Raw genomic sequence first — 11,563 nt, 5'->3', positions numbered from 1 at the left:
TAGGCAAAGCACCACAGCCCCAACTGGCGACGAACCACAATCCATCCCGGCCAGCCGGTCAGACGCTGCAATGGCGTCATCGCCAGCGTGATCAGCAGCATGATCAACGTCGCCAGACCGAAGCTCTCGACCAGTGCCTTGCCTGGATCCGGCCCCAAAGCAAAAATCCACGCCTGATAAAGCCACCAGACAGGTGCCACGCTAGCCGCGACAAACACGGCAAGGCGAAAAAGCGGATAGCGCATCAGTAGTCCTTCCGCAAATCCATACCCGCGTACAAAGAGGCAACCTCATCCGCGTACCCGTTGAACATCTGCGTATCCCGCACATTGGGACTGAACAGTCCGCTCGGCAGACGACGCTCACGCGCCTGCGTCCAGCGCGGATGATCGACAGTCGGATTGACGTTGGCATAGAAGCCATACTCATTGGCCGCGATGCTCTGCCATGTGGTCTTCGGCTGCTCACTGACCAGGCTGATCCGCACGATCGACTTCACACTCTTGAAGCCATACTTCCACGGCACCACCAGACGCAATGGCGCACCGTTCTGATTCGGCAGCTCGCGCCCGTACATCCCAACGGCAAGAATCGCCAGCGGGTTCATTGCCTCATCCAGACGCAGCCCTTCTACATAAGGCCAGTCGATCAAGGCGAAGCTGGAGCGCTGCCCCGGCATGGACTTGGCGTCCTCCAGGGTCTCGAAGCGAATGTATTTGGCTTTGGAGGTCGGCTCCACTTGCCTGAGCAGGTCCGAAATCGGAAACCCCATCCACGGGATGACCATCGACCAGGCCTCTACGCAGCGCAGTCGATAAATCCGCTCTTCCAGTTGATACGGCTTCATGAAGTCTTCAAGCGCGTAGCGTCCTGGCTTGCCAACTTCGCCGTCGATCACCACGCTCCACGGCTCGGTCTGCAACGAACCCGCATTCTTCGCCGGATCACCCTTGTCGGTACCGAACTCATAGAAGTTGTTGTAGTGAGTCGCGTCCTTGAACGGCGTGATGGCCTCGTCCTTGACATTGACGGCCTGCCATTTCGTCGCCGAAAGCTTGTCGTTGAACCAGCCCGGCGCCTTGCCGGGCTCGACATCCGCATAGCGCGAGGCATCTGCCGCACCGGCCCAGCGCGGCAGGGCCGTGACAGCCAAGCCGGCAAGCGAGCTGGCGAGCACTGTACGTCGGGAGAGGTAGATGGATTCAGGCGTGACGTCCGACTCTTTGGAGTCCGACGCAGAAGGAAGCTTGATTAGCATGATGACTCCGCAGCCTAGGAAACTGATGCACCAGTAGACTACGGAGTATGGTGGAAATTAGATCATTGTGAGGCTTTATGGCGGCGCAATAGATACTGAATCGGTCCGGACAGCGCGTAGGCAAGGAAGATCAGCAGCAGGATGCGCGGCGGATCGCTGAACACCACGGCAAATACCAGCACCACCGCCAGAATCGCAACGAAAGGCACTCGGCCCTTCAGGTCCAGTTCCTTGAAGCTGTTGTACTTGATGTTGCTGACCATCAGCATCCCGGCAGCCGCAACCAGCAGCGCCACGAGAAACGACAGCTTGGAGCCTTGAATGCCAAAGTCGCTGAACGCCCAGACCGTCCCTGCCACGACACCTGCCGCCGCCGGGCTGGCCAGACCGATAAAGTAGCGCTTGTCAGCCGTGCCGACCTGGGTATTGAAGCGCGCCAGTCGCAGCGCGGCTCCTGCTACATAGATGAAGGCGACCATCCAGCCGACCTTGCCCATGTCGCCCAAGGCCCAGCCGAACGCCAGCAAGGCCGGGGCCACGCCGAAAGCGACCATGTCGGACAGCGAATCATACTCGGCGCCGAACGCACTTTGGGTGTTGGTCATGCGCGCAACGCGACCATCCAGCCCGTCGAGGACCATGGCGACGAAGATTGCGATGGCGGCGAACGCGAAATATTTGCTCGCCCCCGCGAAATCACCCGCACTCATGGCGCTTTGAGCACTCATGGAACTGATGATGGAGTAGAAACCGGCGAACAGATTCGCCGTAGTAAACAGGTTGGGCAGCAGATAGATACCGCGGTGCCGGACCTGACGGCCTTCGGCATCATGCCCTTCTTCCACATGTTCATCGATCGGTAGCAGACTTTCAGCGTCAGGGGCCTTGATGGGCTCTTCAGGACGTTCGCTCATGGAGATTACCTTGCAGCGGTATGAAAAGGTTCGACACAGGTCTGCGGCGAGGGTTCGCCAGCAAAACGTTGCAGCTTTATACCAGATCCTGACCCATAACGAAAAAGCGCGACCCATGGGTCGCGCTTTTTTAAACCAGCTGAAAGCTGGCTGTAAGCCGGAAAAGCTTAGTTCTTGTCTTTGTCGACAATCTTGTTTGCCGCGATCCAAGGCATCATCGAGCGCAGTTTCTCGCCGATGATTTCGATGCCGTGCGCAGCGTTGTTACGACGCTTGGCGGTCATCGATGGGTAGCCGGTCGCGCCTTCGGTGATGAACATCTTCGCGTATTCACCGTCCTGGATACGCTTCAGAGCGTTGCGCATGGCCTGACGCGATTCAGCGTTGATGACTTCCGGGCCAGTCACGTACTCGCCGTATTCGGCGTTGTTGGAGATCGAGTAGTTCATGTTGGCGATGCCGCCTTCGTACATGAGGTCAACGATCAGCTTCAGTTCGTGCAGGCACTCGAAGTAGGCCATTTCTGGCGCGTAGCCGGCTTCAACCAGCGTTTCGAAACCGGCCTTGACCAGCTCGACAGTACCGCCACACAGAACAGCCTGCTCGCCGAACAGGTCGGTTTCAGTCTCGTCCTTAAAGGTGGTTTCGATGATGCCGGTACGGCCACCGCCAACGCCCGAAGCGTAAGACAGCGCAACGTTCTTGGCGTTGCCCGAAGCATCCTGATAAACCGCGATCAGGTCAGGAATACCGCCGCCTTTGACGAACTCGGTACGTACGGTGTGGCCCGGGGCCTTCGGCGCGATCATGATCACGTCGAGGTCAGCGCGTGGCACAACCTGGTTGTAGTGAATCGCGAAGCCGTGGGAGAACGCCAGTGTTGCGCCCTGCTTCAGGTTCGGCTCGACTTCGTTCTTGTACAGCTGGGACTGGAACTCGTCCGGGGTCAGGATCATGACCAGGTCGGCAGCAGCAACGGCAGAGGCAACGTCCGTCACTTTCAGGCCATGGGCTTCAGCCTTGGCGACAGTGGCCGAACCTTTGCGCAGGCCAACGGTGACATCAACGCCGGAGTCTTTCAGGTTGCACGCTTGAGCGTGGCCTTGCGAACCGTAACCGATGATGGCGACATTCTTGCCCTGGATGATCGAAAGGTCACAGTCTTTGTCGTAGAAAACTTTCATGGAAATCCCCTGTTATCGTGGCCGTTCAGGCCATTTGCTTAATTGATTTAAATGCTCAGCACTTTGTCGCCACGGGCAATGCCCGTCACGCCACTGCGTACTGTTTCCAGGATGGCGGCAGTGCCGATGGCCTGAATGAAGCTGTCCAGTTTGTCGCTCGTGCCGCTCAGCTGCACGGTGTAGACGCTGGCAGTCACGTCGACGATCTGCCCGCGGAAGATATCCGTGGTGCGCTTGATCTCGGCACGCTGCGCGCCGGTGGCCTTGACCTTGACCAGCATCAGTTCACGCTCGATGTGAGCGCTCTCCGACAGGTCGACCAGCTTGACCACCTCAATGAGTTTGTTGAGGTTCTTGGTGATCTGCTCGATCACCTCATCGTGCCCCACAGTGGTCAGCGTCAGACGCGACAGGGTCGGGTCTTCGGTTGGCGCGACCGTCAGGCTTTCGATGTTGTAGTTACGCTGCGAGAACAGACCGACCACACGAGACAGCGCGCCCGGTTCGTTTTCCAGCAGTAGGGAAATGATATGGCGCATGATTATGTCCGCTCCGTCTTACTCAACCACATATCGCGCATGGAGCCGTCCTTGATCTGCATCGGGTAGACGTGCTCGGTCACATCGACCTGAATGTCGAGGAACACCAGCCGGTCAGTCATGGCAAAGGCTTCTTCCATCTTCGGCTTCAGATCTTTCAAATCGGTGATGCGCATGCCAACGTGGCCATAGGCTTCGACCAACTTGACGAAGTCAGGCAGCGATTCCATGTAGGAATGCGAGTGACGCGCGCCGTAACTCATGTCCTGCCACTGACGGACCATGCCCAGCACGCCGTTGTTGAGCAGGATGATTTTTACCGGCAGGCCATATTGCAGACAGGTCGACAGCTCCTGAATGTTCATCTGGATGCTGCCTTCCCCGGTCACACAGGCAACGTGCTCGTCCGGGAAGCTCAGCTTGACGCCCATCGCCGCCGGGAAGCCGAAGCCCATGGTGCCCAGACCGCCTGAGTTGATCCAGCGGTTCGGCTTGTTGAAGCGGTAGTACTGCGCAGCGAACATCTGATGCTGGCCGACATCCGAGGTTACGTAGGCATCGCCCTTGGTGACTTCGCACAGCGTTTCGATCACCGCCTGCGGCTTGATGACAGAGCCATCGCCACGGTTATACGGGAACAGATCGCCATTCCCGCGCCATTCATCGATCTGCTTCCACCAGGCATCGACCGATGCCTTGTCAGGCGTTTCGCCGATTTCTTTCAGGGTGGCAACCATCTCGGTCAACACGCTTTCAACCGGACCGACGATAGGCACATCGGCCTTGATGGTCTTGGAGATCGACGCCGGGTCGATATCGATGTGGATGATCTTGGCATTCGGGCAGAACTTGCTCGCGCCATTGATCACCCGGTCATCGAAACGCGCGCCCACGGCCAGAATCACGTCGGTGTGGTGCATCGCGAGGTTGGCGGTGTAGCTGCCGTGCATGCCGAGCATGCCGACGAACTGGCGATCCGTGCCCGGATAGCAACCCAGGCCCATCAGCGTGTTGGTGACCGGAGCATTGAGCAGCTGCGCCAGCTCGGTCAGCTGCGCCGAAGCGTTGCCCATGATCACGCCGCCACCGGCATAGACGATCGGACGCTTGGCCGCCAGGAGCATTTCCACGGCTTTGCGGATCTGCCCGGAATGCCCACGGACCGCCGGGCTGTAAGAGCGCAGCTTGGCTTTCTTGGGAAAGACGTATTCGAATTTCTCGGCCGGGTTGGTCATGTCTTTCGGAATATCGACAACCACAGGACCAGGACGACCCGACTGCGCCAGATAGAACGCTTTTTTCAAGATTTCCGGGATTTCCGACGGGTGCTTGATCATGAAGCTGTGCTTCACGATCGGCCGGGAGATACCGATCATGTCTGTCTCCTGGAACGCATCGGTACCCACCAGCGTGCTCGCGACCTGACCGGACAGCACCACCATCGGAATGGAGTCCATGTACGCCGTGGCGATACCGGTAATGGCATTGGTCGCACCAGGACCCGAGGTCACCAGCACCACGCCCGCTTTGCCGGTCGCACGCGCATAACCGTCAGCCATGTGCGTGGCAGCCTGCTCGTGACGAACCAGAATATGGCTCACAGCAGGTTCTTTGAACAGGGCATCGTAGACATGCAGGAGGGCACCACCCGGGTACCCATAGATATGCTCAACGCCTTCGTCACGCAAAAAGCGGACGATCATTTCAGCGCCAGATAAAAGCTCCACGTTGTTCACCTCTAAAACGCCAGAATACCGCCCACTCCGGGACGGGTCTTTGTAGGTTTACTGCCAGCAGAGCATGAGCGACGGTGGTCGCCGACTACGTCAGCACTGACTGAGCAAGTATTGGGATGTCCCTGAGTGTTGCGGAACATTCCCACCCAGCGCGAGGTAACGCGTTGCGGGTGTTACAGGTCGGCGCGGGTGTGCGCCTCATGATCTACCGAGAGGGTCTGCTTCTGGCAGTCCTTCTACAGCGAACTTTGGATTGTTGTGATTCCCCCCCCTCAAGTCAAGTCATCCGTGCGCTTTCTTGGCTGCAAGCCTGTGAAATCGCACCGTTTCGGACGGAAACGCATCGTTATGGTAGTTTCCCAGAGGCACTGACACCTCAAGGACTCGACATGCGCTGGATGATTTTCGCCGCAGCACTGACCATCGCTTCAACCGGCCAGGCCGCTTCTGTCTATAAATGGGTCGACGCTCAGGGCGTGACGCATTTCGACGCCCAGCCGCCGACGGGCCAGCAGGCTCAGCAGATAAACGTGCAACAGCCGCCGCCAGTAGCTGCCCCCGCGCCACCCGCGGTCGATGGCGCCGCGCAGCAACGCGCCATCGACCAGAAAGTCAAAAATCAGATAAAAATACAGGAAGCCAAGCGCGCCGGGAATTGCGAGACCCTGCGCACCAATCTCGCGCAACTGCAGAACAATCCGCGGGTGCGCGAGCAAGTGGGTGGAGAGTCGCGACGTCTTACGGAGGAGACCCGCAAGACGCGCATCGAAGAAACCGAGCGGGCGATCAGTGAGCTTTGCCGCTAGGCGAGTCGATCAACGCGTCGCAGCGATCAGTTGATCGAACCGCGCCAGATGCTGTTGCAGCAGACGCGTTTCACTCAAGCGACCGGCATAGACCATCTCGGCCATTTCCACGATGCCGGACGCATTGGGCAGTGGCAGGTCGCGCTCGAGAATGACCTTCATGCGCGGCAGGAAGATCCATTGCAACCATTGAGCGAACTCCAGCGTATCGACACTGAACGGCTCCTGGCTGGACAACGCTGCCTCGCTGGGCGGCGTGACATCCCACCAGCCCAGCGCGCGCAACTCGCGCTCTATCAGCAACAACTGCTCGGCAATTTCAGGCAGGCGCTGGTCCATTAGCGAGCCTTCTGACGAGCCAGCGCAGCACCGGCTGCATCACCTTGTTTCTCGCGGGACTGTGCAATCAAACCCCAGAGGCTGGCTTGCAGACTGGCGCGGCCATTAGCGTACGTCAGACCGCGGCGGGCCAATTGCTCGGCCTGGGCTGCATCGCCCTGGGCCAGACGCACTTGCGCCAGACGATAAAGCACCTGCGGCTCGCGCGGGGCAACACGCTGCGCGCGTTCGAGGCTGGAAGAGGCGCCATTCAAGTCACCGCTGCTCTGCTGTTGCTGTGCGGTGGTCAGCAAGGCCAGAACCGGGCCATCCAGTTGCTCGTCCTCGGACAGACCGCCACCGCTGGAAGGAATCCCGCTCGGTGCCGAGGCGGCCGGAATGCTGTAGCTGTTATTGGCAGCCGGAGCCGAACTGATCGGCGCCTGAGTGGCCGGTGCCGCATCGACCGGCGGCGTGTTGACGCTGAACGGGGCCTGACTGGCCGGAGCAGAAAAGCTCTGACCCGCATCGCCACTACCGCCGCCGGGCACCATCACGACCACGCCCGAGTCTTGCGGTACGGCTTGCGGCTGCTGAGCCGGCGCTGTATTGGGGCGATAAGCGCCCTTGTTCGTAGCTGCCACGCGCTCGCCGTTGGACACTCTGGAGCTTGAATCCTCGACCGGAATCGAGCCGCGCTCCACGCTGGCGCAGCCATTCAGCAAAGCCAGAGCTGTTAAAGCTGGAATCCACCATTTATTCACGTCAAAACCTCGATTGCCTAGTTCAACCAACCCTTGACCCAGTCCATCACCTCAGTCGCAGGTGCTGGAGCGCCGCCGCATGTCGCGCCGGGCTGGGGCTCACTGCCGCGAATATACGGCATCTGCACTGCATTCGGGCAGCTGGCGTCCGAGCCCTGACCCGTCTGCGCATCGACCCACGCCTGAACGACGTTGTCCGGCATCGCCATGTCCAGCGGCAACGGATAGGCCTTGCGCATGAAGCTGGTCCAGACCTGCAAGGCACCGGTAGCGCCGGTAAACGGAGTCTTGCCGTTATCGTCGCGGCCCATCCAGACCACCGCCAGCAGGTCCTGACTGAAACCGGCAAACCAGCTGTCGCGAGAGTCGTTACTGGTGCCGGTCTTGCCCGCCAGATTCAGCGAACTCGGCAACACGTTGTAAACAGATTTGCCCGTCCCTTCGCGCATGACCCGCTGCATCGCATTCTGCACCAGATAAATCGCACCCGGATCGAAGCGCTGCTCGATCTTGAACGGATAGCGCTTGAGCGGTTCACCTTCAGCCGTCAGTACGCTGCGAATGCCGCGCATCGGCGTATTGAACCCGCCGCTGGCGATCGTCTGATACATGGTGGCGACTTCCATCGGACTCAAGCCGCCCGCCCCCAGCAACATCGATGGATACGCGGGCCACTCGCTAGTCACGCCCAGCCTGGCCAGGGTTTTGAACACGTTCGGAATACCCAGATCAAGGCCTAGCTTGGCAGTCGACAGGTTGTAGGAATGCGCCAGCCCCTGATACAGAAAGATGTTGCCGTGGGACTTGTGATCGTAGTTCTGCGGTTTCCAGATCTGACCATCGGCGCCCTTGACCTGAAACAGCTCGTCGGCGATCCAACTGGTCAGCGTGTACTGGCTTGGGCGCTCCAGCGCGGTCAGATAAATAGCCGGTTTGACCAGCGAGCCAATCGGCCGCACCGCATCGATCGCCCGATTGAAGCCCGAGAACCCGGCCTCGCGTCCGCCAATCAGCGCTTGCACTTCGCCGGTCTCTGGATTGGTGACGACCATCCCCGCTTCCACTTCATCCACACCCTTGCGCCCGGCAAGCTTTTTGAACGTGTCGTCTATGGCCGCCTGGGACTTCATCTGCAGGATCGGATCGAAGCTGGTGAAGATCCGCAGCCCCTCTTCGGTCAAGTCTTCATCGCGATAGTCTTCGCGCAACTGACGCTTGACCAGATCGAGGAAAGCCGGGAACGAGCTGTCGGCGAGCGTGCCGGTTTTGGTCACGCCCAATGGCATTTTCTTCGCAGCGGCGACCACTTCCGGTGTGGCCACGCCTTGCTGTTCGAACAGGTCGAGCACCAGATTGCGACGCTCCAGTGCACGCTCGGGATTGCGACGCGGGTTATAGAAGGACGGCCCCTTGACCAGCCCGACCAGCATCGCCACCTGATGGATTTTCAGTTCGGACAGCGGCTGACTGAAGAAATACTGACTGGCCAGACCGAAACCGTGGACGGCGCGCTGGCCATCCTGGCCGACAAAGACCTCGTTGAGATACGCCTCAAGGATTTCCTGCTTGCTGTAATGAATCTCCAGCAACACGGCCATCATGGCTTCAGTCAGTTTGCGAGTCAGGCTGCGCTCGTTGGTCAGGTAGAAGTTCTTGACCAACTGCTGGGTCAGCGTACTGCCGCCCTGGCGCATCTGCCCCTGGGACGTGTTGACCCACATGGCCCGGGCAATGGATTTGGGTGACACCCCGAAGTGATGGTAGAAATCCCGGTCTTCAACCGCGACCAGCCCGTCGAGCAGGTACGGCGGAGCCTGATCGAGCTTGATCAGGATCCGGTCTTCGAGATTCTTCGGGTACAGGCCGCCGATCAGCAAGGGCTCGAGCCGTGCGACCGCGAGCTTGGCGCCATTGCCGGACGACAGGTCGGCGACATAATCACCGGAGAAGCGCACCCGCACCTGCTGTGCGGCATCAGTGCCTTCGTAAAACTGGAAGCCACGGGTATTGAGATCGACCGTGTTGCCGTTCACGGCAGCAGCGCCTGGCCCGTTGGCCACGCTTTCACGGCGATAGCCCAGTGCATCGAGCTCGATGAGGAAATCATCACGGCTGAGCTTTTGCCCGACGAACAGCTCCAGCGGCCGCGCATAGACCTTGGCCGGGATGGTCCAGCGCTTGCCGGAGAATTTCTCCTGAACAATCGCATCGAGATAAATCGCCAGGCCGCCCAGCAGAACCAGGCCGACGATACCAAGCTTCAACGCCCAGCCCAGCCACTTGTGCAGGCTGCGGGGAGGTTGCTTTTTAGGGGAACGAGAGGTGCGGGATCGAGTCATGGGCGCGGATTATACGCACTTTGCCAAGGATCGACAGACGCCTGAGTCAGCGGTTTGCAGCCTCGTGCCAAGCGGCCATAATGGCTGCATCGCACACTTATATTTCGAATACATTCCTGAAGGATCGTCCGTGAGCCAGTCTTTGATCGCAGCCCTGCAGAACCCTGCCCTTTTCCCGCATCCAGTGGAGCATTTCCAGGTCATCGAAACGCACATTTCGTGGGTTCTGCTGACCGGTCCTTATGCCTACAAAATCAAGAAACCGATGAACTTCGGCTTTCTGGATTTCACCACACTGGCCCTGCGCGAGCATTTCTGTCACGAAGAGTTGCGCCTGAATCAGCGCACCACTGACGATCTGTACCTTGAAGTGTTGCCGATCACCGGCTCAGCCGACGCGCCGCAACTGGGCGGCGACGGTGAAGTGATCGAATACGCGCTCAAGATGCGCCAGTTTTCACAGGACAATCTGTTGAGCACGCTGCAAGCCAATGGCGAGCTGACCACTGCCCACATCGACGCACTGGCGCAGCAGATCGCCGGCTTCCATCTCGACTCGCCGCGTGTTACCAGCGAGAGCGAATGGGGGTCGCCTGACAGCGTCATGGCGCCGGTTGTACAGAATTTCGAGCAGATCCGCCCGCTGATCAGCGAAAAATCCGATCTGGCGCAACTCGATGCCCTACAGGCCTGGGCTGAATCGAGCTTTTCGCGACTCAAGCCTTTGCTAACGCAGCGCAAGGCCGACGGTTTCATCCGTGAATGCCATGGCGATATCCATCTGGGTAACGCCACTGTGATCGATGGCAAGGTAGTGCTGTTTGACTGCATCGAGTTCAACGAGCCGTTCCGCAAGACCGATGTCTATGCCGACATCGGCTTTCTGGCGATGGACCTCGAGGACCGTGGCCTGAAATCGCTTTCACGTCGGCTGATCAGTCAGTACCTGGAAGTGACCGGCGATTATGCAGGCCTTGAGTTGCTGAACTTCTACAAAGCCTACCGCGCCATGGTTCGTGCCAAGGTCGCGTTGTTCAGCCAGGCCCCCGACGCCGATGGTTTACAGCGTGCGGCGACCCTGCGCCAGTACCGCAACTATGCCAATCTGGCCGAAACTTACAGCGCCATCCCGTCACCGTTCCTGGCCATCACTCACGGTGTTTCAGCGGTAGGCAAAAGCCACGTGGCCATGCGTCTGGTCGAGTCGCTCGGCGCTGTGCGCCTGCGCTCCGATGTCGAGCGCAAACGTCTGTTTCCCGGCCAGGGCACTGAGCTGTACGGCGAACAGGCCAGTGTCGCGACGTATGCGCGCCTGCATGAACTGGCTGAGAAGGCCCTGCGTGCCGGCTTCTCGGTTGTGATCGACGCAACTTATCTCAAGCATGAACAACGCGACGCGGCGGCAAAAATAGCCGAGATCACGGGTGTACCGTTCCTGATCATCGATTGCGAAGCGCCGCAGGCTGTCATCGCTGGCTGGCTCGCGCAACGTCAGGCGCAGAACAACGACCCGTCCGACGCCACGCTGGAGGTTATCGAGGCCCAGCAAGCCAGTCGCGAACCGCTGAGCGCAGAAGAAATCCTGCGCAGCAAGAAGGTTGCGACCAACGTCAGCAGTGACATGGACAGCCTCATCGACAACCTGCGCCAGCGCTTGCCAGGCCTGTAAATCCCACGTATGGCCGTTGAGCGGTTAACGCTTCAC

General features: G+C 59.4%; 11 protein-coding genes (1 of these 11 running past the window's edge). 2 read left to right on the top strand and 9 right to left on the bottom strand.

Translation table 11 applies throughout. The features are described 5' to 3' along the window. The 6 genes from msrQ to BLT55_RS26880 form a co-directional block, all read right to left on the bottom strand. A protein-coding gene (gene msrQ, locus BLT55_RS26905; protein ID WP_055001102.1) for a protein-methionine-sulfoxide reductase heme-binding subunit MsrQ crosses the window boundary here: on the bottom strand, window positions 1-245 show its start. Its footprint begins 388 nt before the window's first position; the window shows 245 of its 633 coding nt (coding positions 1-245); its start codon is at window positions 243-245; its stop codon lies off the left edge, out of view. Next, entirely contained in the window at window positions 245-1,258 is a 1,014-nt protein-coding gene (msrP, locus tag BLT55_RS26900; RefSeq protein WP_055001101.1) for a protein-methionine-sulfoxide reductase catalytic subunit MsrP, read from the bottom strand. Before msrP ends, msrQ begins: the two co-directional genes overlap by 1 nt. Window positions 1,259-1,320: 62 nt before the next feature. Next, window positions 1,321-2,172, bottom strand: coding sequence for a CDP-diacylglycerol--serine O-phosphatidyltransferase (gene pssA / locus BLT55_RS26895; RefSeq protein WP_055001100.1), 852 nt, complete (start codon window positions 2,170-2,172; stop codon window positions 1,321-1,323). A gap of 167 nt (window positions 2,173-2,339) precedes the next feature. Next, complete coding sequence (gene ilvC, locus BLT55_RS26890) at window positions 2,340-3,356, bottom strand: ketol-acid reductoisomerase (RefSeq protein ID WP_055001099.1); 1,017 nt, start codon at window positions 3,354-3,356, stop codon at window positions 2,340-2,342. Between the two features lie 47 nt (window positions 3,357-3,403). Beyond that, window positions 3,404-3,895, bottom strand: a complete 492-nt coding sequence (gene ilvN, locus BLT55_RS26885; RefSeq protein WP_002552075.1) for an acetolactate synthase small subunit — start codon at window positions 3,893-3,895, stop codon at window positions 3,404-3,406. 2 nt (window positions 3,896-3,897) lie between these two features. Next, complete coding sequence (locus BLT55_RS26880; protein WP_055001103.1) at window positions 3,898-5,622, bottom strand: acetolactate synthase 3 large subunit; 1,725 nt, start codon at window positions 5,620-5,622, stop codon at window positions 3,898-3,900. 398 nt (window positions 5,623-6,020) lie between these two features. Here BLT55_RS26880 and BLT55_RS26875 point away from each other — a divergent pair, with 398 nt between their 5' ends. Continuing rightward, window positions 6,021-6,437 (top strand): DUF4124 domain-containing protein, encoded by a 417-nt coding sequence (locus BLT55_RS26875; RefSeq protein ID WP_055001098.1) that lies wholly within the window; start codon window positions 6,021-6,023, stop codon window positions 6,435-6,437. Window positions 6,438-6,446: 9 nt separating this feature from the next. On the opposite strand, the gene BLT55_RS26870 is transcribed toward BLT55_RS26875, so the two are convergent. From BLT55_RS26870 to mrcB, 3 genes are read right to left on the bottom strand one after another with little or no spacing between them, the layout of a single operon-like run. Next, entirely contained in the window at window positions 6,447-6,776 is a 330-nt protein-coding gene (locus BLT55_RS26870) for a YqcC family protein (protein ID WP_055001097.1), read from the bottom strand. After that, on the bottom strand, window positions 6,776-7,519 hold the full coding sequence (locus BLT55_RS26865; protein ID WP_162234983.1) for a tetratricopeptide repeat protein: 744 nt from the start codon (window positions 7,517-7,519) through the stop codon (window positions 6,776-6,778). Before BLT55_RS26865 ends, BLT55_RS26870 begins: the two co-directional genes overlap by 1 nt. 17 nt (window positions 7,520-7,536) lie before the next feature. Continuing rightward, entirely contained in the window at window positions 7,537-9,858 is a 2,322-nt protein-coding gene (mrcB, locus tag BLT55_RS26860; protein WP_055001095.1) for a penicillin-binding protein 1B, read from the bottom strand. Between the two features lie 130 nt (window positions 9,859-9,988). Here mrcB and BLT55_RS26855 point away from each other — a divergent pair, with 130 nt between their 5' ends. Beyond that, complete coding sequence (locus tag BLT55_RS26855) at window positions 9,989-11,527, top strand: bifunctional aminoglycoside phosphotransferase/ATP-binding protein (RefSeq protein WP_055001094.1); 1,539 nt, start codon at window positions 9,989-9,991, stop codon at window positions 11,525-11,527. Window positions 11,528-11,563: the final 36 nt, after the last annotated feature.

Source organism: Pseudomonas cannabina, assembly GCF_900100365.1.
Taxonomy (GTDB): domain Bacteria; phylum Pseudomonadota; class Gammaproteobacteria; order Pseudomonadales; family Pseudomonadaceae; genus Aquipseudomonas; species Aquipseudomonas cannabina.
The sequence above is the reverse complement of the archived record's forward strand: the minus strand, read 5'-3'. Positions and strand labels throughout refer to the sequence as shown.